Here is a 26,514-nt window from a genome sequence, read left to right as displayed (position 1 = left end):
CAACGCGTCGCCACGTCGATCGACGAGTGAAACATGGCGGACGCTCCACTGTCGGGCCGGATAGCGCTTGTAACCGGTGCCTCGCGCGGCATCGGCCGCGCCGTTGCGGTAGGTCTTGCCAGAGCCGGCGCCCATGTCATCCTGGCCGCCCGCTCGCTCGGCGCCCTCGAAGCCGTCGATGATGAAATCCGCTCCGCCGGCGATGCGGCGACCCTCCTTCAGATCGACCTTCGCAAAGGCGACCGTGTCGATCAGCTCGGTCCGACGATCTACCAGCGCTGGCAGCACCTCGATATCCTCGTCGCCAACGCCGGCATTCTGGGTCCGCTCTCGCCGCTCGGCCACACCACCGACGAAGGCTTCCTTGCGACGATCGACATCAATCTCATTGCCAACTGGCGGCTGATCCGCACGCTCGATCCGCTTCTGAAGCGCTCCGACGCCGGCCGCGCCATCTTCGTGACGTCCGGCGCCGCAAGCGGAAAGTATGCCTATTGGGGCGCTTATTCGGCCTCCAAAGCCGGGCTGGACGCTCTCGTACAATCCTGGGCCGCGGAACTGACCAACACCTCCGTTCGCGCCAACCTGATCAACCCTGGCGCAACCGCCACGCAGATGCGCGCCAAGGCATTCCCGGGCGAAGATCCAGCGACGCTTCCTTCACCCGAAGATCTCGTACCGCTATTTCTCGAATTGGCCTCGCCGAAGTGCCAGCGAAACGGCGAGATCATAAACTTCCGCGAATGGCGCGAACCCGCCGCCTGAGCCGCCCGGCGCCGATCCAACGGTCGCCGATTACATTTTCGACAACTGGCACCCAAACGCCCGCAAAAACCATGACCGCGATGCAGCAGAGCCTTGCGGCGCGGCCACCGCCTCAATACCGACACATCCGCGCGCGTTTTTGCGCAGGCGGTCGGGGGGCCGTGTCGGGTTCGAAGGAACGCGACGGAATTCTAAGGGGAAGACAGGGGAATGCTCTCGAAGAGAAGTCTTGTATTGTTGCTTACGTTCGCGGGCAGCACGCAAGCGGCGCTGGCCGATGCGTCGATGGATCGTGTGCTCAAGGAACTCGAACCGGAAGAGCGCGCGCATCAGGTCTGCAATTTGCGCGGCATCGATGCCGTCCGCAAAGGCAGTCATCTGAAAGGCGTCGATCGCGTCACGACCACGATTCAAAAGCCCGCCGTGTTCAAGGATAATATCGTTACCGCCAAGGGCGGAGCGGTGCGCGCCAAGAATCGTTGGTACTTCCTCGATTTCACCTGTGCAGTCACCACCGATCAGATGAAAGCCAAGACCTTCGATTACAAACTCGGCGGCGAGATTCCAGAAGGCAAGTGGGAAGACTACGGCCTCTGGAAATGATCGCGCGGCAATCCGGTCACGATCGTCACGTGAACGATATCATCATTCCGTCGTAAGCCGGCTCGACGCCCGCGGGCAGTTCGCGCGCCAGTGCCGCGTAATCGAGTTCGCTCGTCATATGCGTGAGGATCGTGCGCTTCGGTTTCAGCCGCTCGGCCCACATCAGTGCCTGCTTGACGCTGAAATGGCTCTCGTGCCCCGTATGCCGCAGCGCGTCGACGATCCAGACATCGAGCCCTTCCAGCAGCGGGATAGACGATAGCGGTATGTCGTTGATGTCGGGCGAATACGCGAGATTTGAAACCCGGTAGCCGAGCGACTGGATCGAGCCATGCCATTGCAGGATCGGCTGCGCTGTGATCGTGCCGCCGCCTCCAGCAATAGGGACCGGAGCGACCCCGTCGATCTCATGCCCGTTGAGCATCGGCATATAGGCCGATCCGGGCGGCGTCTCGAAGCAATAGGCAAACCGCGACTTCAGGCTTTCGCCTGTCGCCTTGTTGAAATACACGTCGACCCGCCGCTTCATCGAGAACGCGACCATGCGCAGATCATCGATGCCATGCGTATGATCGGCATGATCATGCGTATAGAACACGCCGTCGAGCGCTGTCAGCCGCGTCGATAGGATCTGCTCGCGAAAATCCGGCGACGTATCGATCAGAACCGAGGTGCGACCGCCGGAACCGGTGCGTTCGATCAGCGCCGAACATCTGAGCCGCCGGTTCTTCGGGTTCTCCGGATCGCATGCGCCCCAGTTCATGCCGATGCGCGGCACGCCGCCCGATGAGCCGCAACCCAATATCGTACATCTATAGCTCATGCAGCAGCCGACCCGCTGGCAGTTGATGATCCGGATTTCGGCGGCGTTGCCTTGCTATAAAGCCTGAAGAAATTCTCAGTCGTCGCGGCGGCGATTTCATCGGCCGAGACGCCCTTCGCGGCGGCCAGCGCGGCTGCGGTGCGCACGACGAACGCAGGCTCGTTGCGTTTCCCTCGAAACGGAATGGGCGCAAGGAACGGCGCGTCCGTTTCGACCAGCATTCGGTCGAGTGGCACGTCACGCGCGATGTCTCGCAAGCCTTCGGAATTCTTGAACGTGATCACCCCGCTGAACGACACATAAAGCCCGAGATCGAGCGCCCGCATCGCCAGCTTTCGCCCGCCCGTGAAGCAATGGAGCACAGCCGGGAACGCGCCCTTCGCATATTCGTCTTCGAGAATGGCGATCGTGTCGTCGTCGGCGTCGCGGGTATGAATTTCGAGCGGCAATCCCGTCTCGCGCGCCGCCGCGATATGCCGGCGAAAACCTTCCGCCTGAGCCGCCGGCGTCGAATGCTGATAGTGATAATCGAGCCCCGCTTCGCCGATCGCGACGACCTTGGGATGGCGCGAGAGTTCGACAATTCGCTCCAGCGGAATGTCGAGTTCCTCGTGCGCATTGTGCGGATGCGTGCCGACCGAGCAGTAAACGTCGTCGAAACGCTCCGCGATCGCTTTCACCTGATCGAATTTCCGCATGCGCGTCGAGATCGTGACGAGCGTGCCGACGCCCGCCGCCCGCGCCCTTTTAACGACGTCGTCGAGTTCGGGTGCGAAATCAGGAAAATCGAGATGGCAATGGTGATCGACAAGCATGAATTGATTTTACTCTGTTGCGGCGCTGGAGGGCCTTGCGGCGCGTTGTCCGCCTATTCCTCCGGAGCCACGTAACGCGGGAAAACGCCTTGCGGTTCAGGGGTTTTCGTCCCGGGTTTGAGACGCCCGCTGGCCCCGAGGCTTGCGAAGCTGCGGTCCGATTCCGGGACAGCGAGCAGGTCCAGAAGCTTCGCCGCGCTTTCCGGCATCACCGGCTGGATCAGGATTGCGAACTGCCGCACGCATTCGGCCGTGACGTATAGGATCGTTCCCATCCGCGCCGGATCGGTTTTCTTTTTCGCCCAAGGCTCTTCCGCCGCGAAATAGCGATTGGCATCGGCAATGACCGCCCACACTGCATCGAGATATTTCGTGATCCCCTGGCGATCCATTTCGCCGCGCGCCGCAACATAGAGCCCATCGGTCGCCGACAGGATCGTCTGATCCGCCTCACTCAATACTGCCGGCTGCGGAATGGCGCCATCGCAATTCTTGAAGATCATCGACAGCGACCGCTGCGCCAGGTTGCCGAGGTTGTTGGCCAGATCGGCATTGATGCGATTGATGATGACTTCGGACGAATAGCTGCCGTCCTGCCCGAATGCCACCTCGCGCAGAAAGAAATAGCGCACCGCATCGCGCCCGTACGTGCTGACCAGATCGAACGGATCGACGACGTTGCCGACCGACTTCGACATCTTCTCGCCGCGGTTGAACAGGAACCCATGCGCGAACACGCGCTTGGGCAACTCGATGCTCGCCGACATCAGAAACGCCGGCCAGTAGACGGCATGAAAGCGCACGATGTCCTTGCCGATCATGTGAACGTCGGCCGGCCAATATTTCCATCGCTCGGCGTTGGTGTCCGGGAAACCCGCTGCCGTGATGTAGTTGGTCAAGGCGTCCACCCACACGTACATCACGTGCTTGTCGTCGCCCGGAACCGGCACGCCCCAATTGAATGTCGAGCGCGAAACCGAAAGATCTTTCAGCCCGGATTTGACAAAGCTCACGACTTCGTTGCGCCGCTCGACCGGCCCGATGAATTCAGGATTGCGCTCGTAATGCTCGAGCAGTTTGTCCTGATAAGCCGAGAGCCGGAAGAAATAGCTTTCTTCCTCGTTCCATTCGACCGGTGAGCCGAGCGGTTCGCGGCGCACGCCGTCTTCCCCGACGGTCGTTTCCTTCTCGTCGAAATAGGCTTCTTGGCGCACCGAATACCAACCGCCGTAACGGTCGAGGTAGATGTCGCCGTTGGCTGCCATCCGTTCCCAGATGGCTTGACATGACTTGTAGTGACGCGGCTCCGTCGTGCGGATGAAATCATCATTCGAGCCGCCGAGCATGGCAATCATTTCGCGAAAGACCGCGGAGTTCTGATCCGCCAGCGCCTTCGGCGTGATACCTTCCTTCTCGGCGGTCTGCTGCATCTTGAGACCGTGCTCGTCCGTGCCCGAAAGGAAGAACACATCCTTTCCATCGAGCCGTGCAAAACGCGCCAGCACGTCGCTCGCGATCACGGTGTAGGCATGACCGATATGCGGTTTTCCGTTCGGATAGAAAATCGGCGTCGTGATGTAATATTTGTCCGCCACTCTCGATGTCTTTCTGATCTCTCTGACGCACGCGCTGCAGCGCTGCTCAGCCGCGGCTCGCTGCCTCGAGGCGCGCGAAACTTCCGAGGATGAACGATTTTCGGTCAAGGTTGAGCGTAACGGTATCAGCCTTGTCGCGGGCCAGTGTTTCCCATAGCTCGGCGAAAGTGGCAAGGCGCCCGGCCCCACCGTCCGCGCCCGTCAGCCGCCGCCCGAGTTCTATGTCACGAGCCGCCCCCTCGCCCGTAGCCGCCGCCGAAATCAGGCGCCCGAGGCTCGATTGCAAAAGATCCATGAACAGCTGAAATTTCGCGTCCTGGAGCGGCGATTGCAGTTCGTCCGCCAGCCCATGGACGGCTCTGAGATCGAGCTTCGGCAATCCCCCTAGAATCTGATCGATCCGTGCCTGAAGCGCGAGGCCGCCGCCACCGAGCAGCGTCAACGCCCGCCCGACGCTTCCGCCCGCAAGCGGCAGGAGCTTGTCCCACTCCACATCGTCAGGAAGCGGCTTCTCCACCGCCGTCAGAGCCTGCGCGGCGGCGCGCTTCAGATCGCTGGCCGAAAGCGGCTCCATCGTGATGACGCGACACCTCGACCTGATCGTCGCCAGCAATCGCCCGGGCGCCGACGTCACCAATAGAAAGATCGTGCGCCCCGGCGGCTCTTCGAGCGACTTCAGCAACGCATTCGCCGCATTTTGATTAAGATCGTCCGCACTATCGACAATGACGACCCGCCGGCCCTCTTCGCCCGCGCTCAATGCCAGAAAGTTTTTGAGCCTGCGAACTTCGTCGACCGGAATGATCTGCGAGAAACGCTTCGTCTTCGGATCGTAGGTCCGCCTCACGACCAGCAGCGAGGGATGCGACAGCGCCAGCACCTGCCGGTCCGTTCGCGACTGCGGCTCGATCGCTAGACCTTGGCCGAATAGATCGCGCTCGTCAGGCTGCGCCAGGGCAGCGCGCGCCACCTGATAAGCAAGCGTCGCCTTGCCAATGCCGGCGGGTCCTGCGAGCAACCACGCGTGATGCATCCGCCCGCTGGCCAGAGCTTCGGCGAAAACCGCTTGCGCCGCCTCCTGACCGTACAGCGCACGCGTCTCGCGCGGATGCGGATACTCGTCGAGGCGATCGGCTTCGGGAAGAGCCTCGATCTCGGCGGCGACCGGCGCCCGCGCCATCAATCCGCCTCGGCAAGCAGGTGCGCCGTCACGGCCTGCCAGACCGCCGTCTCGACGCTCGCGACCGGGAGATGGCCGTCGATCAGCACGCAACGTTTGGGCTCGGCCTCGGCGATTTCAAGAAAACCTTCGCGCAACGCTTCGTGCGTTTCGATCCGTTCGGCATCATAGCGCGACAACGTTCCGCGCAATTCCGCCCGCTCGACCCCGGCGCTCGCCGGCAGATCGAGGATCAATGTCAGATCCGGATAATCCGGCGCCACCGTGAACCGCTCGAGTTCAGCGATGAAGGCGGGTTCGAGACCGTAGAGCTTGCCCTGATAGACGCGCGTCGAGTCGATGAAGCGATCCGAGATCACCCATGTGCCTTCATCGAGCGCGGGTCGAATGACCGAGGTAACGTGCTCTGCGCGCGCGGCCGCAAATAGCAAAAGCTCTGTAACCGGATCCGTCGGACGATCCTTTAAAATCAGATCGCGCACGTCCTCTCCGACCGGCGTGCCACCCGGTTCGCGCGTGACGATCACAGGAATGCCCGCACGTTCGAGCCGCTCGGCCAGACGCTTCGTCTGGGTCGATTTCCCGGTCGCCTCGCCGCCTTCGAAGGTGATGAATTTTCCGCGCTTCATGGGGCCTCGCCTCTCTCAGGCGGGGGTAATCTAGAGCGCCAGCCTGCGCAAGGCCATTAACACGAGCGAGTCGACGCCCTGCCGCACGATTCCGCCGTTCGCGACATCTTCCGTCGCGTAAAGCGGCACTTCTGTCGAAGCGCTGCTCGAGCTTGTAATCCGCAGCGTTGCAACCTTATCGCCCTTTTTGACCGGCGGCTTCAGTGGAGCCTTGTAGACGATCTCAGCCGATATCCGCTGATTTGCCGGGTATTTGGGCATCGTAAACATCACGTCGCCCTTGGCCGCGAGCGGCACATACCAGATCTTTCCGCCCCAGACCCGCGCCCGCCCGACGACTTCGCCGTCATCGAAAAGCTTGACCGCGTTGAACGACTGAAAACCCCAGTTGAGAAGCTTGGCCGCCTCGTCCTTGCGTTGATCGGCTTTCTGCAGGCCGCTGACGACCACGATGAGCCGTTTGCCGTCCTGCACCGCCGAGCCGACAAGCCCGTACCCCGCCGCCGCGATATGCCCGGTCTTCAATCCGTCCGCGCCTATGTTCAAAAACAGAAGCGGGTTGCGATTGATGAACCGGTGCTTGCGATACAGGAATTCCTTCTGACCGAAGACCGGATAGAATTCCGGATATTCGTTGATGATGTAACGGGCGAGAAGCGCAAGCTCGCGCACCGTCATCAGATGGTTCGGATTGCCGAGTCCCGTCGCGTTCGCGAACGTCGATTTCGTCAGACCGATCCGGCGCGCTTCTTCGTTCATCATCCGCGCGAAGGCGCTCTCGGTCCCTGCCATGCCTTCGGCGATGCACATCGCGGCATCGTTGCCGGACTGAACCGCGACGCCCTGGATCAGTTCATCGACGGTCGCTTTGGTGTTGACCGGCACCATCATCGCCGACGTTCCCGACGGTGCGCCACCGTTGCGCCAGGCGTTGACGCTCATCGTGAATTCGTCGGTCTTGTGAATTCGCCCTTCCTTGATGGCGCGGAACAGCACGGCCAGCGTCATCAGCTTGCTCATGCTTGCCGGCTGCACCAGCTCGTCGGCGTTCTGCTGATAGAGCACCGCGCCGGTCGCGGCATCCATCAGAATGGCGTGGGGGGCTTTGGTCGCAAAGACGGACTCGGCGGCGACCGCATTGCGCGCAACCGTTGCGAAGAGCCCGACGATCAGGATGAGAATCAGGCCGAAGCGCCAATATTTCCACATTGCTCGAATCGCGTCCGTTGAATGCTGCCTCGTTAGACAACGCGACTGATGAAAGCAGAAGTATCGGCCCGCTTGATGACATGGTCAACGCCGGGCGGCTGGCAATCGGGCCGAAGCCCCTCAATCGCTGACGACTGCCGTATTCGCGACACCATATGTTGCGATTTGGCTCTGCGCACGCGAAGCATCGTTCTGCGAAAAGGGACCGACGCGCACCCGATAGACCTGCGTACCATTTCCGGCTTGCATCGGCGCCACTTCAACGGGACCAAGAGATCCAAGCTCACGCCGCAGACGCTCGGCATTGGAACGATCCCGGAATATCCCAACTTGTACGTACGCTCGACCGGAATACATCGGCTGTGAAGCAGTCTCAGCCACCGCCATTTCAGGCTGATAGGCATCCCCCTCGTCAGCCGTGGCTTGCGCCGGCGCGAACGGCAGCGGGTTTTCCAACGGCTGCGGAGCCGCCGTCAGCGACATGCGGCCCTGCCCGATATCGCGCTCGCGGTTGCTCGCGGTCTGCACAAAGGCACGCGAACGTCGCGCGGCGGCTGGCGGTGGCGGTACAGCCTTGCCTGCGAGCGCGGCGCGATAGGCATTAGGATCCCATTGATCGGATGCTTCGGCCGGCAATTCCTCATTTCGCACATCCGCCGAAGCGTAGACAGGGGCCGGCGGCGGCGACGGCTCGCCGATGCGTTGCTGCCCCCATTGCTGCGACGCCAGGAACTGCCGTTCCCTGCTGTCATCGCCATTGAGCGGAGCGAGACCGGCGTATCGGACCCGCACGCGCGCGCGTCCCTTCGAGACAAACCCGAGTTGCTTGGCCGCCGCATACGACATGTCGATCAGGCGGTCGTTGACGTAGGGCCCGCGATCATTGACGCGCACGAGCACGGTCTTGCCGTTGTCGACGTTGGTCACATAGGCGAAGCACGGCAGCGGCAGCGTCGGATGCGCCGCGGTCAGCGCGTTGGCGTCGAAGACTTCGCCGTTGGCAGTTCTTCGACCATGAAAATCAGCGCCATACCAAGAGGCTATGCCATATTCGTCATAATTGGGATTATCGCGCGGGACGTACCATTTTCCGGCCACCTTGTAGGGCGTACCAAGCTTGAAGCTGCCGCCGCCCTTCGCAACCGCGCCGGAGCCGACCCGCGGACTGCTGCTGACGCCGTAGTCGCTCTCGGAAAACGTCGATCGTGAAACGCCGGTTAAGGATTGCGGAGACGGATCGCTCGAGCACCCGCTCAAAAGCGCCGTGACGCTCGCCGCCAGCAAAAAGCGGCGGGTCAGCCTTCCGTAAAGGCCCCTTCCCATCTACGCAAACCCAACTCGATACGCTACGCCCGCCCAAGCGCACCCATGCCCATTACACATGGCAAGGGTGGCCGAAGCTTGCCTGAATGATGACAAAAGGCGCTTAGGATCAGGTTAAGCGGCGGGCTTGAGGCCGGCGGCAGAACCCGCTAGGAGGGGCGATCCGGAAAAATCCGACCGCCGCTGCCGATAAGGTGCTTCGGCAACGCGGTTTCTGGAGGGGTGGCCGAGTGGTTTAAGGCACCGGTCTTGAAAACCGGCGTGGGCGCAAGTCCACCGTGGGTTCGAATCCCACCCCCTCCGCCACTACGGCTCCGATGGACGTCGATTGACGTCGGCCCATGAGATTAGAGCCTTCTGATTTCACACAGTTGGAACAGCTATCGCCCCGGTATGATGGCCACATTTTCCATCCGATTGTTTCGATTGGTGTTTGTGAAGAACAATCCTGCAAAGATGAAATGCTACGCGCTCTCGATGAACTCGTTGAGGAAAAGACCGTTTGCAAGGATCGAGATGATGTCGCGCTTAGGGGATTTTGGGAACCGAAGTATGATCTTGTGGACGCGATGAATTGTGACATCGAACGCCGCGTTAGTCAGTTAGGAAATGCATTTCAGTTTCGCTTTCATCCCGAACACGGATACGGACTCTTTAAAGGCCACTTTGAAAGCGGTCAGCTAGAATTTCTTAGCGTCGGCCCGCTTGAAATAATCTACCGATACCTTCGTCAAAATTATTCTGAAACTGACTATGATTTTCAGTTGGATTGAAGATTTCAGCCTCGATAAAGCCGGGGCGCTACAACGAGTTGTTTCTCAAAGATTGACTGCCGGTAAGAAATAAGTTTGACGACAGACATCAAGAACGATCGCCGCAAAACAAAAAAGAGGGCGGATAAAGCTGTGCTTCTGTTGTGACTCAATCTTCGCCGATTTAGACAGCGCCTCTGACCAACGGTTCTGGGGGCGACAAATGGCAGAGAGCATTCCGATCGACAGCGAAGGGCTCCCTCTTCTTGGAACTCTGTCACAAATCGAATTGCGCTCAGTCTGGAAAAAGGAAGATCGCGTTTTCACGCCATGGCTTGCAAAGCAGGAAAATCTGAACGCATTGGGTAGCGTTCTGGGGCTTCCTCCCCTCATCGTGCACGGAATGGAAGTACCTGTAGGTCGCTATTCCGCTGACCTTCTCTGCCGCATTGCCAATCTTCAAGAAATATCAGGTCAGGATCAATTTGTTCTCGTCGAGAACCAGATCGAAGCTTCGGACCATAAACACCTTGGGCAAATTCTTACTTACGTCGTCGGACTCGCAAAAGAAGGTAACTCCGTCCGCCATGTCGTGTGGGTTGCGGCGGAGTTTCGCGACGAGCATGTTGATGCTGTCAACTGGTTGAACAACCACCTTGAGGGCAAAATCTCTGTCTTTGCCTGTCGCGTCGAAGCATGGCGCATCGGCAATTCCCAGCCGGCCGCCAAATTCAACGTCGTGGCAAAACCGAGTAACTGGACAGAAGAAGTTCGCAGTTTAGACGCTCATCAATCCTCGTCAGGCGACGCAGAGCGAATGAGTTATTGGGAAGCGTTTGCACAAGTTTTGCGGAGCAAAGACGGCCACATAAAACTTCGGCCGGAGCCGCCTAGGCTCGGATTTTATACCTTCACTCTCGACGCATCGAAAGGCGCCTACATCTACGTGTATCGCGTCGTACAATCAAAAGTCATAGGCGCCTATCTAAGCTTGCAGGGCGTCCCGGGCGTTGTTCGAATAGTCTATGAGCGGTTGCTTGCGGATAAGATCGCGATCGAAACCGAACTCGGCGAAGAGCTGATGTGGGCGGAGCATGATCCGGATAAAAACTATCGGGCACAGATCCAGTGGATCGATGGCGACGCTCGCGACGAAAGCGACTGGCCCCGTCAACATGCATGGCTAGCCGATCAGGTAATTCGCTTCTATCGGGTCTTTAAACCGCGCATAGACGCGCTTCCAGCAAAAGAGTTTTTGGAGAAAGAAGCTAGCGTTCCGCTGTGAGGCATCATGAAAATTCACAATCCCTTCGGTCGCCTAACGAAAAGCGAAGGTGAGGCAAAACTTCAGCTGTGGTCCAAATCGTTCGAACGCCCTTTCAATGAAAACGTCTATCACTACACCAACGCAGCGGCGCTCGGGGCAATTCTATCCAGCCGCACAATGTACTGCACGGACTACCGGCAGCTTAATGACACCACTGAACTTTGCACGGGATTTGAAGTGGTTGAAGCGCTGATCGCCGCACGGGGCGAGGAGGTTGGCATTTCAATCGATGATATGGATAATGCGCTTGATCATCTTGCACTGCTTCGGCACGCTCCACTCCACATGTCGATGTTCACAGCATCTTTCAGTTTCCATGGAAATGATCTTACCCAATGGCGAGCCTATGCACCCTCTCAGGGGGTCAGCATTGGCTTCCGACTTGCATCTCTCGAACGCCTAGCGGTCGAGCAGAACTTCGTCTGCGGGCCCGTTCGTTACCTTGGCGCTCCAAACTTTAATGAATGGCTTGGCGCCCAGCTCGATGGGATGAAGAATGGTCTCGTTAAATCAACGATCAACGAGAAAGCAGTCAGGGAACAAGCCTCAAATGATCCGGCGGAATTTGTGGACCTGATAATCCAAGCCCAACGCAGTGGCAATTTAGAGCGCTCTGTCGCCGAAATTGCGGGACTTCTAAAAAATCCAGATTTTAGGAGCGAAGCAGAATGGCGGTGTGTGTTTGTGCATCGTCAGAACACTCATCAGCCGCAAAAGCCCGTCAGCTTCAGAAGCGCTGGCTTGAAAGTAGTCCGCTTCGTTGAGCTAGATCTGTCACAAGCAGACTTGAATGAACTAATTGCAGAGGTCATTGTTGGTCCGGGCTCTTCGGGCGAGGAGACTTTCGCTACGGTTTCAGATCTATTGAGAAGCGCTGGCGTGAATGCCGCAACTATACTTCCGCAACATGCTGTGCGTTAGTGGCCAAGCAGCCGAGCCTCAATTTCGTGCCACGGTACATGATGTCGGATAATCCCGCACTTGGCCGAAAAAGTTCCATTCATTTTGACAGCAGCCCTGCCCGCGCGCCTGACAATTTCCTGGTCAACACCTGACGCCTCTCCAAGCCAGAGCGCCATCGGCGGACAGCCGCAGTGATTGTAGGCAAAAGCTGCATCATGATCGAAAACCTTTCGGCCGTATGCACCCGGACCGCCGTAGTGGCTCAACCAGCCGAGCCAATGTTCCTTTTGGCTGCTGTACCAGACCGGCCCGCGACGAAGCCACCGCTCCAACGCTTCCGTATGCGGCGCTCGTTCAGGCAGCGCCTTGATCTTCCTGATGAGCTGCTGCGGCGTCATCGATCCCTCCCTTATCGCTTCTTGAGGAACCGGCTCGAACTCTCGTTTGGCCGGGCGTGCGCGTAGACACTCGTCGTCTTGAGATCGGCGTGGCCGAGTGTCTGCGACACGAGCGTGATCGGCGCGCCGTTGTCGATGGCGTGACTTGCATGCGCATGCCGGAACCAGTGTGCGGATGCAGCCTCATTGACCCCAGCGCGGGCAGCCGTCCTCTTGATCAGGTAATTGATCTCCCGCTCCTTGATGCCGAACACGCTCGCCTTGGCCCGGGCGCCTTCCCGCAAAGCCAACAACCGGGTGGCGATCTCAGCGGGCAGCAGGACGTGGCGCGGCTTGTCGCCCTTGCCGATGACGGCGAGCTGCACTTCGCCGTTCTCGCGCGGAATGATCTCTTCCCATGTCAGGCTTGCCAACTCGGAAACCCGCAGGCCGCCATAGTAGGCGGTCTCGAACAGTACCCGGTCGCGCTCAGGATGGCGAGAGTCGCCGGTGGCGCGGATCAGGAGGTGAATGTCCACCTCCGGCATAATCCGCTGGGCGAGCTTCCTCGGCGCTTTCCTGATCTTGATCAGCGGCCCGACGTTGAACCGGGTGTAGCCGACCTGATGCGCAAACCCGAGCAGCGCCTTGATGGCGGCAACCTGAGTATTGATCGTCGCTGCGCTCGCCGGTGAACCGTCTTCCTTGACCCGGATGGCTTCGAGTGCCGATTGTACGTCGTCGATGGTTGCATGGCGGAGATCGGTGCCGGCCGTGTCGATCGCAGCGATGAAGCGCTGGCCGATCCGCTCGTAGGCGCGCAGCGTATGTCGCGAGCCATCGGCGTGAGATTTGAGCCAGACGGCGACCAGCTCCTTGTCCTTTTTGGCGGACGTATGCAGTGTCGGCAGCCGCTCGACGTCGCCACCGGCAATGTCGGAGCGCTTCGGCTTGATGATCTGAAGATCAGTGCCAGTCATGGAAACCACCTGAGTTGCAGGTCGAAATTGAGCCAATAATAGCACTTGCCATGTATGCTGATAAGAGATATTATTAGCATGTTTGGGGCAAGAATTTCGGGGCTAGCCGTGATGCCCCATCCAGGCTCACCTATGTCCAGCGTTACAAAATTGGACGCTATTCTAACTCTCGTCTCTCAAAGCGTTCTGAGCGTTCCGGGAGAACGCATGCGTTTTCGGACTAATCCTCATCATCCTCTAGCGCTGCCCCTGCCGCCCCGAGTTCTGCCAACACGCGCTGCCGTTCGCGCATTGTCACGGCGTCGGCCGAATCGTTTGATACGCGGTAGGCTTTGAACACATGCTCACGCCCCGCATTTGGGTTCGCAACCTGCGTGGTGGCCAATTCATTCGTGCGAAGATCAAAGCTGTAGGCAACAACAATCTGATCGACTTCGCGGCGGGTGAGCGTGCCGACTTCCACCAGATCGGCATCGACTGCGTAGCGTTCGGGCACGATCAATGTGCGACGGTGCGCTGTGCCTTCCACCAAAGCAAACGGCGTGGGCGCGACATACATCTTGCGGTCGCGTACGAGAATGTCGCCATAGCTGCCGAAGCCGCGGAAGCTCTTGTTCTTGTGAACATAGGTGTTGTCGGCGTTGAGGAAGTTGCCGTGGCACAGAACCAGATCAAGGACAGGATAGCTGTTGCCATCCGGGTTTGCGGGATAGCGCCCGAACACATAGTAGACCTGACGCCCGTTATGCTCACCGCACGGCACTTGGCTGTTGCAATCGTAATCCGCTTCGCGCCCGGGATAGGCGAGACCCTTGAGTTCGAAGCCTTCCGTGAAGCGGACTAGCCGAAAATCGGGGTACGAATTGCGGCCCGGTGAATCGAAGTTGATGTTTAGTGCCTCAAGCCGCCGTTTGAACCAGTTCTGGAAATGAAATTCCTTGTCGGTGCGGCCCTCGCGCTCGATCAGTTCGCCGCGCTGGATCGCCTTAGCGCACGCTTTAAAGACGGCTGAGGCATTCGACATGCTTACACCGCTCCCTTCCGTTTTTCGGGCTTATGGGTTTTCTCGCTGCGTTTGTTATGAATTCGGTCGATCAAGGCTTCCGTATCGCGGCTGGCGCCGTCGAGAAAATGAAGCGCGGACTCTAATGTCGGAGAGCGCGACAGCTGCCGCAGAAGCTGCGCCATAACGATAATCCGCACGTCATTGCGGCTTAGCTTGCGGCCTGCATCCCGCAAACGGCTGACCTGAACCTGCGCGGGAGGCGCAACGGTTCCCCACAGATCGCCATTCCAGCGGTGTGTCTTGAGCTGCGCGCGTTTGCGGCAAACAAGGATGATATCCAGATCAATTGGCTCCTTGGCCTGCTGCTTAGGCATGGCCACGGACATTTCCGCCTTTATGGGGTGGGCTGCCGTGATGCCGAAACCCGCCTGCACTAGCGCCCGCAATACGCAGCGCCAACCTTCCGGACGGGAATGGTGATAGGTAAAGGCCAGCACCCCCTCGTCTTTCAGCACGCGGTGCGTTTCTTCCCAGACGGATGCCAGACGGTCGGTAAACTCATCCCCGTCTGCGTTCTGCACTTCGCGGTCGGATCGAGTGGTGTCGGAGGCGCGGGTGCCGCCCTCTCCGAGAATATACCGCTGCCAGACATGAAAGAAATCGGCGAGTTGCGAATAATGCACATTGTCGAAAAACGGCGGATCAGTCACGACCGCATCAACCGAACAATCCGGCAGGTCGGTTCCCCCGGAATCGCCGCACGATAGATAGACGCGCGCGCCTTGCGCGTAGGCCCGGTGGCTTTCCGCGACAGGCGCGCCAATCCTCTCGCTCAAGCCATAGATCTTCTCTGCCTTGCTTCCTTTGCCGGACGATAGCCGCAACTCAAACGGATCGTCGGCGTAATCGAGGGCCCGCCGGATGCGGCCCTCGAACATGGTGGAAAACGAACCGGAGCTTTTCGCTGTGCCCCAAAGATTGGCTTCAAGCGGGACGCGCTCCGGTTTGAGAATATGATGCGCGAACATGTGGCGGACCGCGCCCGTTCCCTCGCCCTTGTAAGAGGCGAACATGTTGTTGAACTCCAGCGCTCCAGAGAAAAGGCAGGTGAACAATTCGCGCAGGACGGCATCAGGAATTTCGCGGATACGGTCTGCAAGGATTGAAAGGCAAAGAAGCTGGCGAGCGTTGAACATCTCGTGCCAATGGCGGTAATTGTAGCCCAGCGCCTGATTGGTGTTGTCGCCCGGTTCGATGGCCACAATCGGGAACGCATTTTTCCGCTTGGCCAGCGCGCGCTCGGCCTTGGCGTACAACGCGCGGTCTTCGTCAGTCGCCGGATGATAGACTTTCCTCCCGTCCGGCATGAGAACAAGCTTCGCATACATCCGGTGCGCGGGCGGTTTGCCGGAAACGCGGATTGTCTTGGCAATCGGAAAGGTATGTGCGCAATTCGGGCAGGTCGCGCTTTGTCCTTTCGCCGGACCCGCGCCGGGATCGAAAATCTTCGTGCAAGTCGAACAACGTGTTTCGCGGCAATCGACATGGACCTCGTTGACGCCGCCGCAATGCGGGCAGACGGAATGCGATTGCGGAAACTTTTTTGGATAAGCGTGGCGGGCGAAAATCTGGGAAGAAAACAGATCTACGGTGGTCGCGCAGGACGGGCAGGCCACCGTTTTGACCCAAAAATAATAAAGAACGTCGGCTTGCGTTCTGTCCGGCAACGTCGAGCGACAATATCCTCGTAGCTTGTCTGCCACATCGCGCTCAATGGCACGAAACGTGTCGAGGATTGCATTGCGGTTGTGGACGGATAGCGCGCATTTCACAAGGAAGTGCGCCACCGGGTTGATATCGCGGCCGATCGCTTTTGCACCCAGCTTCAGCGCCTCGGCCAGCGTCGTGCCGCTCCCCATGAATGGATCAAAAACGGTAGCGCCAGGAATGCGCACGGGCTTGTAGAACAGATCGAAAATATCGGCGCCAGACGGAGCGAACGCGCCGATGGTTACAGCACGAAAGACGCTCCCTAGGCGCTGCGCCCACCATTTATGAATGTGCGTGGTGGGGCGGTTGATTTCCTTGCGCCAGCTTTCCGTCTCGGCCACGTCGCTCAACGCCTCGAACGGGAAACCGTCATCTTCCAGCGCGCGCAGACCGGAAGGCGAAGCCAGTATGGTACCGTCGCAGACGGGCTCTTCGAACGGCAGTTCCGGCGTGTCCTCGCGTGCCAGACGCGCACAGCCGGGAGACGTCGTGCTCATCGCTTTCCTGCCGCTCACCGCTTGGCCCTTTTCGCCGGAGTCAACGTGATTGAGCGGCCTCTGGATTGGGCCAAAAAGCAAAGCGAAAGCGCCAGCCGCGGGGCGTGCGCCAGCGCGTACGAGGAAACATATTCCTGCGCATCGGGCGCGGCGGTGAAACGCTTGAGCGTTGTTGGCTGGAACATTCAGTGGGTCTCAAATCCGTGCGAGCGGGAACGACTCAAGCTTTACATAAAACTTCAGCTGGGTGCAGTGAATTTCAGCCTCCAGCCCCAGCCATCAAATAGCCCGCGTAGCCCGCCGCTTTTGTTTCAGCAAGGAATTCATCCACAATTAGAGAAACGGTATGTCACCGCAGTGATGCATGTGGCAGCGCCGTTCTCGTGGAGCCCGGCGAATGTTGAAACTCAAGCAAAACTAGAGCTGACCGCCGGGTTTCCACTTGCTCGTCACTGGATCGGCAGTGGAAGTAGAAAGCGGACCACCAAGTACGACAACAAGGTCTGCGTCAGGCTCGGGACGCGATTTCGCCTCGTCCCACAGACTTGAGTAGTTCGTTCCTTTGGTCTGGTCGATCTGTTTTAAGTCATAGAGGAATTTCCGCATCTCTTCCTCTATCCACTCGGCCATCACGGAGACATCATCAAAAGTGATCTTTCCTGTGCTCTGCGGCCTGCTCTTCCCCAGGTGAAATATCTGTGGCTCGCATTGGGCAAACTTGGAAGCAACGTTGCCTTTCGTCGAACGAAACTCCTGAATATAGTCACTAGCCTTGAGATTGCCTTTGTCGTCGTTGGTCAAAAAATGCGAGACATTCCGGGCTGACGTCGCGAACGACTGGAGGTGTGCGTTCCATTGGAGGTAATTTAGTCGGTCACCCAAGCGCCGACGCGAATAGCGCACCATCTTCAACTCATAGGGTAAGTGCTCCTTCAGCCAATCTGTTTTCTGCTGCTCCGTTGTCATTGGCACCCCCTTGATTGGCCGATACTTGTAGCCTGTCGACTACCATCACAGACAATTACCTCACCTTTCTGCAAGAGCGAAACTGATTGACCCATGTCCGAAAAATTGCAGTCCCAAGCCTCAAAATACATCGAATTCCTTCAAAGTCTCTCAGACGAGGAACGAGCGGAGATCAATAGAAAGGTTTTCGAGACAGCCAAACAGGAACACGCGGAATTCATCGAGGCGCTAGGCGAAGGCAGATGCTATATTTGCCAGGCAGATCTCGCTGGCTTTGATCGATCGAAGCCTTGCATGCATTGGCTACTACGTCCTCAAGGTTTCGAAAAGTCCGACATCACTGCGGTCTCAGAAAAATTCAGTTTCTTTCAGATACAGGCGTTCATGCGGTGGCTGGCCAACACCGAAGGTTACGCGAAAAATATCAATGATTTTGTTGAAGAGAGCACGGGCACGAAGGTTGTTGAGGTCACAATTCGATATAAAAATGTCGAGTGGTCTTTGAGTTGCGGAACATCCGACCTTGCTGGTCATCCGAAGTCCCTCAAGGGAGCCACGCCACATTACCATTTGCAAATGCGCGTCGACGGCCGACGATTCATCAACTTCAACGATTTCCATTTGCAGTTCCACGAGGCCGACCTCTTGCAAATTGAAGCGATGCGACACTCCCAAGATAAGATCAAAGGCACGTTCATGTTTGGCGAGGGCATGCAGGACGTGTTACAGAAAGACAATATTGAACGTCTGATCGACAGAGCAACAACAGGCGACGAAACATCAAGTCCAATTCACTTCAGCACAATGATCTTTGCCGACGAAGGCCACTCGATTAATGGCGACGAAATTGCCGACCTTCAGCAGGAAGCTAAGCGGACTGGAAAAACCCTCACGAGCTTGGTCCGAGCGAGGCTAAAGAACGTAAGCGTTTCTACAGTCATAACCCCCGGGTCGGCCGTAGTGGAACAGGCGCCCAGAAAAGGGGGGCGGTCACGTGGAAAAGAGTTAGATAAATTCGAGTAGCTTTCTCTTAGCATCGCTCAAGATATCGGGCTCGAACCTTCGACCCGCTGATTAAGAGTCAGCCACTTCAGACTCAATCCGGCTCACGCAGCAATCAAATCCATTTTCTCAAATCCACTTTGCACGATACGCATTGCGGCTGGGTCGAAGCTTCGCCCCAAGGCGAATGCCTCTGCCGGTGTACCTGATAGCCACGTCTCGAATTCTTCGTCTCGGCTCAATAGGACCGGCATGCGTTCGTGGTTGATGCTGGCGGTCAAGGTGTTCGGCGCCGTCGTCATAAACGCGTAGGTGTCGATCTCGACGTTCGGACCGTCCTTTTTCACGGGTCCGGCCCAGCGCTGCCAAATTCCCGGAAATGCGAAAAGCTCGCGGTCATCGTCGCCATTCACGGCGAACCAGTGCCAGCGGGCAGGCTTGCTGGTATCCGGTTCGCAGTACGACGACGCCGGGACGAGGCAGCGCCGTTGCTCGAATGACGGTTTCCAGAACCGCGACGTCAGGATTTTGTCATCTCGGACGTTGGCGACGCGCCGAGGGGCCTTGCCGGGCTGCAAGAGCACGAAGCCCCACGACATGTGACAAGCTCGCCATCGCCGACGTCGGCCCTTCCTGATCACGCTGCCGAGACGTAGATCAAAGATATCGAAATCAGGTTGAGACAAGTCAGTTACGATCTCACTTTCAATAGGCACGCCCAAACGGGCGCGCCTTAATTTTTTAATTAGCTATTTCGACCCCATGGGGTCATTGACCGGTTATTCCGGACTGAATTTATAAATGGTTTAATGACATCGGGGCTATGCTTGCACTCACAGGTCGGTGAGCTAGAGCCTGTGCCATTGGCGCAAGAGCACTGCTTCCCATCAGAGCAACTACTGCTTGAGCAACTGCACGAGGCGTCACCATTCGTATTGGTTCCGCTGCAATCTGCAGCGGCCGGGAGCATAGAGCAGGTGAAAAAAAATATGGCGGCGGCCAGCTTTGGTATTCTCATATTGTCCTCCAGCACTCAGCGCGGCGGCTCGTGATTGAGACGCGTCTGGTAAATAGCATTTAGCATTTACTCAGCAGACGGACCATATTCGTGTGCGAACGTGTCATATTTGACCGTCATCAGTCACCGCAGCGAACTTTAGAGGAGTTGCATCATAAATTACTTGTGCCGCTGATCGAGCCTAGTAAGATAGTGCGCATACTGATCTAATGTCATGTTTATTAGAACTAATCTCGCGTTCTGTCGTCGATTCCCAGGAGATCAGCTATGTTGCGTTTTATTTTCTTCGCGATCTTAATTCTCGGAGGTTTCTCGCCAGTTTCCGCTCAGGGATTTGGTTACTGCCAAAATCAATTAAACCAGTTGTTCCTAATTCAGCCAGCCCCCTACGGACCCGGAACGATCTTCGTGAGGCCCGCGAATTTTGCCGCTTATCCGGTCGTCTTAGCGCCGGTTATGCATCCCACCGTTATGTTTGCGAACATCGATGTGTTGGGTAATGGGGCAGCCATTATGAAGGATGGCACATTAGCGAGCGTATATGGAGGGCAACTCTACCTTCTCGCTCGCTGTTTCAACGGCTTTCCCCCTGTCGTCCCTGCTTTTCTTCCTCCTCCTCCTCCGCCACCGCCGCCAATTCCAACCGGATTTACGCCCAACGAGGCAGTCACTGAAACCGATCCTACAGGCCAGACCGTGTCATTCACAGCTTCGTCTCAAGGGTCAATGCCAATCGTAATTTCTGAGCAGAAAGCGATTGAATGTTCGAACCAATCGGGGGGAGTAAACAACGCCGACTTTATGCAGTGCATGGCGCAGGGAATGCTCAACCCGCAACAGCAAGCCATCTATAATTGTGTGAAAGATAATCCAGATGATAAAATTGGCGGTGGTGAATGTCTTATTCGCAGCATCAATCCTGATGCTGCGGGTGCTATCGATGTAATTAAGGCATGCGAGGACAGTGATGGCAATCCAAATCTGGACTGCGTCGCTCAAAGAAAACTGAGCGGACGCAATCTCGCCGCGTATAAATGCGTCACCGAAGACGCCACCAACGTCGGGCAGTGTTTGCAGGCGGCAGGAGCGGATGCGCAAACTGCTGCAATCGCATCGACAATCCAGCAATGCTACGATGCCGGCGGAGAGGCGTCCGATTATGCACTGTGTGCACTTGAACACGGAGGGAATCGCGACGTCTCGCGTGCCGCAAGGTGTGTAAAACAACAGGCCGAAAGCGGATCGCCGAGCTATATGGGAGCTGGCCTCTGCTATGCTACTGGTTCACTGCAAATGAATGCTGAAAATCAAATTGCTTTGGAATGCGCAGTATCGACTGGTGCACAACCTTACGCATTTGCAGTCTGCGCCGGGGGGCGGTTGACGGCACGGGAACTTACCAAATGCTTCACCGATGGAGTGGGAGGAAATGGATGTTTCGGCCCGAACAACGAAATCGTGAAAGCTCTTCGCGGCGCAGGAATCGATGTCAATAATCTCGGCAATCCCAATGGGGAGGTCGTAAAAGCATGGAACACGGTAACAAACGATATGAGAAATGGTCCAGGGCCCAACAACGACATCGTCAAAGCCGCGAACACCATAGCTAACGATCTGAAAAATGGCCCGGGTCCAAACAACGATATCAAGAAGGCTGTTTGCGGTTTATTCCATTGCTGAATTGGACGAATGAACCTGACCGTCCTGCGAGAGCAACCACATTAAAGGGCAGGAGCGAACTTCAAATTCAGTTGCCGGTCCGGTGACGTAACTCGAAACCAATCTGCAATCTCAAGGTTGTGGACTGAATTGTGGACTTCTCACCGATCGATTAAAATTACGCTGAGAATTCAATATGATTCGGCGGACACCCCCTCCGCCACTATGGCTCCGATCGACGTCGTAGCGACACACCTGTCTCCTTTCCGTGTACGTAACTGATGCTCCCGTGCTCTTGTACGGATCAAAGGTCGGCGTTGATGATTTTCGTCTGCTCTGTTCCGCAATTAAAATGATCTTCGCGGCAGGCGCCGCTTAACATTGTTAAGCTGTTTGGGGGATGCCGTGCCGACGGCCACGACATGACGAGTGCGAAGCCATCGAAAGACGTCTAGGGGGGCGAACAGATGTTTCGGATTGAACGACCGCTCGTCGAATTGATTGTCTGCGCGACAATTGTAACAGTTAGTCTTCTTTACCTCTTGCTCAAAACCGTCGGCAATGGACAGCAAACTGTCGATTTTCAGTTCATCTGGCTGGCTGGCCATATGTGGAACCAGGGGAAAAGCCCCTATTCGCCGGAATACGCCGTCTTGGGTGACGCTATGTTCACCGGCAATCGCCCTGAATATTGGTTTTATCCGCCGAATTGGTGGCCAATAGCCACCCTGACGGGGCTGCTTCGCTACGAAGAAGCGCAGACTGTATGGCGAGGGATTAGCGGCGGCGCCGTCATCAGTGGCATTATCATTCTGGGCCAGGCCGCGCATCAATACGTCACGTCTGTGTCTCTAATCCGGTGGGCAGCTTTAATTGCATTCACGTGTTTAAGCTCATCGACTGCATCTGCTTTCGCGCTCGGCCAGACAACACCATTCATTTTTTTCGGAATGGCCTGCTTCGTGTGCGGCTACGTCGCCAAAAGCCGGATCTGGACCGTCGTCGGCCTCGTGCTGATGATGCTAAAGCCGCAGGTGGGCGTTGTTGTTTGCGCGTTTCTGCTGACATCCTGGAGCGGAATCATTGCGGTGACGTTGGCGGCGGCCATCGTTCTATTAACGGCTGTTCCGGCATTGGTTCAGGCCGGCGTAATGCCCTTCCTCAAATATTTCATAGCGACGTTGGCGGCCCACGGGGCATTGCCTCCCAACGCGCCACACAGCATGACCGGCGTGAGATACCTGGTATATGAACTCGGCGGGGGGAACGTTGACGTCTTAATATTGACGGTGTTGGCGTGTTTTTCTGCATTCGTCTTGGGATTTGTGCGCTCCCGCGAGAAACATCGCAGCGCAGAGACAGATGCTCTAGATCTAAGCATCCTCCTGATGATCATTCTGTTCTTTGTTCCGCTGCACATTTACGACACCTTCATCGTGGCACCGATAATCGTGCTGATGACTCCACTATCCACTCTATTGCAGTGGATCCTCGGCATTGGCTTGCTGATCATCTTTCGTGCGAACAACTTAGCGGAGCTTACCGGCCTCGATGATCCAGAAACGCAGTATTCCTTGGGCGTGCGCTTTATGACGATCGCGTTCACGATCATGTTGGGAGCGTTAATTGTCCAACGAGGAGACGTGGGCGCGCGGAATACCAGGCCGCCAAGATAGTACCGTCCAAGCCGCCACGATCGCTCCGATCGACGTCGACGAGCCAATGCTGCTGCCCGTTGTGGGGGGATGTTCAATCCTCGGCGGCCCGATTGGATCGCGGTGGTCGATCGTCCCCCGCCGATTATCCGAGAAATCGGATTGCCCTAGGCATTCGGCAGATGCATTTCCGCGATCAACCCGGATTGCGACCAGATGCGCGCGACCTTGCCGCCGACCGACCGAACGATGCGATCGACCATCTCGTTTCCAAAACCTTGCTTTCTGGGTGAGACCTGGATCGGTGGTCCTCCGCTTTCAGCCCAAATCAAATCGAGCGCTTGATTGCCGCCCATCGACCAGTCGACGGCGACGTGCCCGCCATCCATGCTGAAGGCGCCGTATTTCACCGAGTTCGTTGCGAGTTCGTGCAGAAAAAGGGCGATCGTCGTCAGATTGCCCTGCGAAACGGAAGCTTCACTTCCGCCTCCGCGATATCGATTGCCATAGGGCCGCAGCACCGCATCCACAAGACTGCCGAGGTCCACCTTCGCCTCATCGACGTTGTGGATGCCCGATAGTGAAAAACCCGCTTCCGATGCCCGAGACAATGCTCTCAATTTATCGCGAAGAATCTCTGTGGCGATCTCCGGCGCGTCCTCCTGTGCCGCCTCTTCGACGGACATCGATATCAATTCACCCACGATCGCGAAAACGTTCTTCACACGGTGCTGCATTTCCAGCGAGAGAAGCTTTTCGCGCATGATCGCGTTTTCCAGTTCTCGCTTCAGCGTCGTGTTTGCGGTCACGTCGCGCGAAACGCACACGATCGACAGAACCCGCCCCGAAGAATCGGTGACGGGCGTCAGCAGATTGTCCCAATACCGCACCATTCCCTCCGACACGCTTTGACCCTGAAAGCGCGCGCTTCGACCCGAAGCTGCGTTGCCGAGGGCAGCCTGTCCGGATTCATGCACGGCGGCCGGCAACAGCGGCAACCACGGCATTCCGAATTTTGAATCTTCCGGAACTCCGAGAGCGAGACAGCCCGCCCGGTTCATGGAGAGAAGCTTGCCGTCGACCGATAGAATTTTGATGCAGTCGGAAGTGGCGTCCAACATCGCTTTCGATGACAATTGCACCTCGGCGCCGTCGGGATCGGTTCCGAGCATGATGTCCAGATCGATATTATCCGCATTACTCACTTCCCGCCTCCGAGACCCGGTCTCTACCTCAGCGACCATCACTTCGTGTGCGACCGCGGAAACTTCGACCGATCAGCGAAATAGCCAACTGAACCGCAACGACTTCTGTCGGATTGGACGCTCCAAACTGCGTTTTTCTGTTCACGAGAAAAATTGTAAATTTGGCCAAAGCGCTGTTTTGTCGCCGATTTTGTTGCCGCTGGCGAGCCATCCTACAGCGCCTCGGCGGCATGATTGTATGGTATCAATAGTGGGGTTTCTGCCGCGGCGCGGCGTATGTGTTGAACAAAATCTCTCGCGTACAAGGCACTTGGATTGATCTGCAAAATCCGTGACCCGTTGCGAGACAATCGGAACATCTCATGTGATCGCAGGTACTCTCCGCATTCTGCTCGAAACCGTTCCGGACGGCTTTTTCGTCCACGACATCGAAGGACGAATTCTGGATGTCAACGAGCGGTCGTGCCTCGATCTCGGATATTCGCGAGATGAACTGCTCGCCATGACGATCAACGACATTTCCTGCGGCCAGACGCCGGACGAAAACGCTGCCGCCTGGGCGAATGCGCCGCCTGGCATGGCCGCAACTTTCCGTCAAACAGCGATGCGGAAGGATGGCTCGATCTTTTCTGTCGAGATCAGCGTGACCTGCCAGATGATCGACGGCCGCAAGCTCTTTCTCGGTTTGGCGCGAGACATCAGCGAGCGCGAAACTGCGCGCGCGGCAATCGAAACTCTCAATAAGGAACTCGAGCTTCGCGTTGAGCAGCGTACGGCCGAACTGAAAGAAGCCCGCGAACTGCTGCAGGCCGTGATGGACAGTGCTCACGACGTGATTTTGTTCCAGGATCGCAACGGCCGCTACAAAGTGCTGAATGAAAGCGCTGAGCAACTGGTCGGCATTCCTCGCAGCGAAGCATTGGGCAAGACTGCGATAGAAACCTTCGGAATAGAGACCGGCGGTCGCATTCGGCAGGAAGAGTGCAAGGTGTTGGCATCAGGCCAGGCGTGGACGTCGGAGGAACACATTCCTATCGCCGGCGAAAACAGGACGTTTCTCACCACGCGAAGCGTTCATCGCGATCGGCAGGGTGCAATCGCCGGATTGGTAACCGTCGCCCGTGACATCACCGATTTAAGACGAAGCGAACACCAAATTCGCCAGGAGCACGATCGGATGATGCACGCCGCACGCGTCGCCGGCCTCGGCATCTGGGATTACGATCTGGTCCGCGATGTCCTTCACTGCGACGACCAGTGGTACCAAATCATGGGGCGTGACCCCGATCACCCAATTCACTCGGTGGCCGAATTCAAACCGTTCATTCATCCTGACGACGTCGAGCGGGCAACGGAGGTCGACGCGCCGGCGGCGCGCCTTTCGGCGAACCGGCAAGATTACGGCATAGTCTTTCGCATCATCAGGCCCGATGGCGAAGTCCGCTGGGTCAGATCGGCCGCATCAATTATAACCGACCTCTACGGAGTACCGGCGAGAGCCGTCGGATTCATCATCGACATCACCGAAGCGCTTCTGACCGAAGAACATCTCGAACAAATGCAAAAGTCGCTTCAGGAGGAGCGTGGATTGCTCGAGAACCTCAGCAGGGAGCTGCAAACGCTCGGCAAGGAATTGCAGAACTGAACCGGGTATTGCGACGGCTGGAGCAACCACTCAAGTGTTTGCCTCGCCGACCTGGATGGCCGTCTCAAGGGCGCCCATGACGTGTCGTTGCGTGAATCTGAAATTCTCTAGAGCCCGACGGCATCGCCCATATGCTGCAGCGTCTCGAATTCGATCAGGCGCCAGAACGCCGCAATCTTCGCGACATCGTGGAAGTCTTCGATCCGGGCGATTTTATCGCCGCGAAACGTGCACATCTCGCGATACGTCCCCTTCATTTCGAGGCCCGTGGCCCTGTGCCGGAGAAACGCGCCGAAGCGGATGCGCGCGGAGCTGCCGTCGAAATCGAATGACAGGATGGTCGTTCTCGAATCGATAATATCCATAATCGGCGCATATCGGGCCCGCATCGCCGCCTTGCCTTCGATGATCATGGGCTGCCAGTCAGGGCCTGCGTTGGTGATGGCCACGAGATCATCGACGTATTGGTCGAGAACGGCTTCGATATCGCCGTTTCTCCAGGCGGCATGGGCGGCTTCGACGATGGCATGCGCTGTCGCGGCATCGAGCGTCACGATTTGCCTCCTTCAACGCCGTTTAGAAAACGAAAAACAGTCATCCACGCTTTGTATTTAATATGCCTCAAGTGCCGCCAAGCACCCCGTCACCGGCACGCCACTTTCGCGATGCCAACATCCGATAGTTCATCTCAACGACTTAAATATTCTTTATAAGGATGAATACTTGGCCTTGAAATCAGTTTGAAGAAATTAATGGCTTGTCGAGCAAGTTTGCGCCTGTTGGAGAGACGATTTTACGACACCGGAAGCG

The 26,514-nt window shown here is 57.3% G+C and carries 24 protein-coding genes, 1 tRNA gene and 1 pseudogene; 10 read left to right on the top strand and 16 right to left on the bottom strand.

The annotated features are described in order from the left end of the window. The first annotated feature begins 33 nt into the window (after window positions 1–33). Together QM780_RS05220 and QM780_RS05215 are read left to right on the top strand one after the other, a co-directional pair. Window positions 34–765, top strand: a complete 732-nt coding sequence (locus QM780_RS05220; RefSeq protein ID WP_415069427.1) for an SDR family NAD(P)-dependent oxidoreductase — start codon at window positions 34–36, stop codon at window positions 763–765. A 210-nt stretch (window positions 766–975) separates the two neighbouring features. Beyond that, window positions 976–1,368 carry a DUF930 domain-containing protein gene (locus QM780_RS05215; protein WP_415069426.1) on the top strand — a complete coding sequence of 131 codons (393 nt, stop codon included), beginning with the start codon at window positions 976–978 and terminating at the stop codon, window positions 1,366–1,368. Between the two features lie 25 nt (window positions 1,369–1,393). Here QM780_RS05215 and QM780_RS05210 read toward each other — a convergent pair whose 3' ends face one another. From QM780_RS05210 to QM780_RS05180, 7 genes are all read right to left on the bottom strand, one after another. Continuing rightward, window positions 1,394–2,191: an MBL fold metallo-hydrolase gene (locus tag QM780_RS05210; RefSeq protein WP_415069425.1), complete on the bottom strand. Its 798-nt coding sequence runs from the start codon at window positions 2,189–2,191 to the stop codon at window positions 1,394–1,396. Continuing rightward, window positions 2,188–3,006, bottom strand: a complete 819-nt coding sequence (locus tag QM780_RS05205; RefSeq protein ID WP_415069424.1) for a TatD family hydrolase — start codon at window positions 3,004–3,006, stop codon at window positions 2,188–2,190. Before QM780_RS05205 ends, QM780_RS05210 begins: the two co-directional genes overlap by 4 nt. Before the next feature lie 53 nt (window positions 3,007–3,059). Further along, entirely contained in the window at window positions 3,060–4,601 is a 1,542-nt protein-coding gene (gene metG, locus QM780_RS05200; RefSeq protein WP_415069423.1) for a methionine--tRNA ligase, read from the bottom strand. 46 nt (window positions 4,602–4,647) lie between these two features. After that, entirely contained in the window at window positions 4,648–5,781 is a 1,134-nt protein-coding gene (locus QM780_RS05195; RefSeq protein ID WP_415069422.1) for a DNA polymerase III subunit delta', read from the bottom strand. After that, the gene (tmk, locus tag QM780_RS05190; RefSeq protein ID WP_415069421.1) at window positions 5,781–6,410 is read right to left on the bottom strand and encodes a dTMP kinase; all 630 of its coding nucleotides are present in this window, start codon (window positions 6,408–6,410) and stop codon (window positions 5,781–5,783) included. The genes QM780_RS05195 and tmk overlap by 1 nt, the downstream gene beginning before the upstream one ends. Before the next feature lie 30 nt (window positions 6,411–6,440). Further along, window positions 6,441–7,619: a D-alanyl-D-alanine carboxypeptidase family protein gene (locus QM780_RS05185; RefSeq protein ID WP_415069420.1), complete on the bottom strand. Its 1,179-nt coding sequence runs from the start codon at window positions 7,617–7,619 to the stop codon at window positions 6,441–6,443. A gap of 120 nt (window positions 7,620–7,739) precedes the next feature. After that, a complete protein-coding gene (locus QM780_RS05180) occupies window positions 7,740–8,942 on the bottom strand; it encodes a septal ring lytic transglycosylase RlpA family protein (protein ID WP_415069419.1) in 1,203 nt (400 codons plus the stop codon). 216 nt (window positions 8,943–9,158) lie between these two features. Between QM780_RS05180 and QM780_RS05175 the strand changes: the two genes are divergently transcribed. The 4 genes from QM780_RS05175 (at window position 9,159) to QM780_RS05160 (ending at window position 11,942) form a co-directional block, all read left to right on the top strand. After that, window positions 9,159–9,248, top strand: a tRNA-Ser gene (locus tag QM780_RS05175). 35 nt (window positions 9,249–9,283) lie between these two features. Next, entirely contained in the window at window positions 9,284–9,715 is a 432-nt protein-coding gene (locus QM780_RS05170; RefSeq protein WP_415069418.1) for a hypothetical protein, read from the top strand. 202 nt (window positions 9,716–9,917) lie between these two features. Continuing rightward, complete coding sequence (locus QM780_RS05165; RefSeq protein WP_415069417.1) at window positions 9,918–10,979, top strand: DUF4268 domain-containing protein; 1,062 nt, start codon at window positions 9,918–9,920, stop codon at window positions 10,977–10,979. Window positions 10,980–10,985: 6 nt separating this feature from the next. Then, entirely contained in the window at window positions 10,986–11,942 is a 957-nt protein-coding gene (locus QM780_RS05160) for a DUF2971 domain-containing protein (protein WP_415069416.1), read from the top strand. Here QM780_RS05160 and QM780_RS05155 read toward each other — a convergent pair. From QM780_RS05155 to QM780_RS05130, 6 genes and pseudogenes are all read right to left on the bottom strand, one after another. Beyond that, on the bottom strand, window positions 11,939–12,322 hold the full coding sequence (locus tag QM780_RS05155) for a hypothetical protein (protein WP_415069415.1): 384 nt from the start codon (window positions 12,320–12,322) through the stop codon (window positions 11,939–11,941). The two genes, QM780_RS05160 and QM780_RS05155, sit on opposite strands and share 4 nt — an antisense overlap. Before the next feature lie 11 nt (window positions 12,323–12,333). Then, window positions 12,334–13,281 (bottom strand): tyrosine-type recombinase/integrase, encoded by a 948-nt coding sequence (locus QM780_RS05150; RefSeq protein ID WP_415069414.1) that lies wholly within the window; start codon window positions 13,279–13,281, stop codon window positions 12,334–12,336. 220 nt (window positions 13,282–13,501) lie between these two features. Continuing rightward, window positions 13,502–14,305, bottom strand: a complete 804-nt coding sequence (locus tag QM780_RS05145) for a hypothetical protein (protein WP_415069413.1) — start codon at window positions 14,303–14,305, stop codon at window positions 13,502–13,504. A 2-nt stretch (window positions 14,306–14,307) separates the two neighbouring features. Next, on the bottom strand, window positions 14,308–15,603 hold the full coding sequence (locus QM780_RS05140; protein WP_415072081.1) for a hypothetical protein: 1,296 nt from the start codon (window positions 15,601–15,603) through the stop codon (window positions 14,308–14,310). 540 nt (window positions 15,604–16,143) lie between these two features. Next, window positions 16,144–16,554, bottom strand: a pseudogene (locus tag QM780_RS05135) (DNA methyltransferase); the annotation flags it as partial. A gap of 417 nt (window positions 16,555–16,971) precedes the next feature. Next, window positions 16,972–17,520: a hypothetical protein gene (locus QM780_RS05130; protein ID WP_415069412.1), complete on the bottom strand. Its 549-nt coding sequence runs from the start codon at window positions 17,518–17,520 to the stop codon at window positions 16,972–16,974. A 93-nt stretch (window positions 17,521–17,613) separates the two neighbouring features. Here QM780_RS05130 and QM780_RS05125 point away from each other — a divergent pair, with 93 nt between their 5' ends. Next, window positions 17,614–18,543, top strand: a complete 930-nt coding sequence (locus QM780_RS05125) for a hypothetical protein (RefSeq protein WP_415069411.1) — start codon at window positions 17,614–17,616, stop codon at window positions 18,541–18,543. An 83-nt stretch (window positions 18,544–18,626) separates the two neighbouring features. Here QM780_RS05125 and QM780_RS05120 read toward each other — a convergent pair whose 3' ends face one another. Beyond that, window positions 18,627–19,238, bottom strand: coding sequence for an SOS response-associated peptidase (locus QM780_RS05120; RefSeq protein ID WP_415069410.1), 612 nt, complete (start codon window positions 19,236–19,238; stop codon window positions 18,627–18,629). Between the two features lie 569 nt (window positions 19,239–19,807). Between QM780_RS05120 and QM780_RS05115 the strand changes: the two genes are divergently transcribed. Both QM780_RS05115 and QM780_RS05110 read left to right on the top strand, forming a co-directional pair. Continuing rightward, window positions 19,808–21,220: a hypothetical protein gene (locus QM780_RS05115; RefSeq protein ID WP_415069409.1), complete on the top strand. Its 1,413-nt coding sequence runs from the start codon at window positions 19,808–19,810 to the stop codon at window positions 21,218–21,220. A gap of 446 nt (window positions 21,221–21,666) precedes the next feature. Then, entirely contained in the window at window positions 21,667–22,875 is a 1,209-nt protein-coding gene (locus QM780_RS05110) for a glycosyltransferase 87 family protein (protein ID WP_415069408.1), read from the top strand. A 146-nt stretch (window positions 22,876–23,021) separates the two neighbouring features. Here the strand turns inward: QM780_RS05110 and QM780_RS05105 are convergent, their stop codons facing one another. Beyond that, entirely contained in the window at window positions 23,022–24,059 is a 1,038-nt protein-coding gene (locus QM780_RS05105; RefSeq protein ID WP_415069407.1) for a PAS domain-containing protein, read from the bottom strand. A 364-nt stretch (window positions 24,060–24,423) separates the two neighbouring features. On the opposite strand from QM780_RS05105, the gene QM780_RS05100 reads away from it, so the two are divergent. After that, a complete protein-coding gene (locus QM780_RS05100; RefSeq protein ID WP_415069406.1) occupies window positions 24,424–25,704 on the top strand; it encodes a PAS domain S-box protein in 1,281 nt (426 codons plus the stop codon). Window positions 25,705–25,811: 107 nt separating this feature from the next. Here the strand turns inward: QM780_RS05100 and QM780_RS05095 are convergent, their stop codons facing one another. After that, window positions 25,812–26,258 carry a nuclear transport factor 2 family protein gene (locus QM780_RS05095; RefSeq protein ID WP_415069405.1) on the bottom strand — a complete coding sequence of 149 codons (447 nt, stop codon included), beginning with the start codon at window positions 26,256–26,258 and terminating at the stop codon, window positions 25,812–25,814. Between the last annotated feature and the right edge of the window lie 256 nt (window positions 26,259–26,514).

Source organism: Hyphomicrobium sp., from assembly GCF_047600905.1.
In the GTDB taxonomy this organism is placed as follows: domain Bacteria; phylum Pseudomonadota; class Alphaproteobacteria; order Rhizobiales; family Hyphomicrobiaceae; genus Hyphomicrobium_B.
The sequence above is the reverse complement of the archived record's forward strand: the minus strand, read 5'-3'. Positions and strand labels throughout refer to the sequence as shown.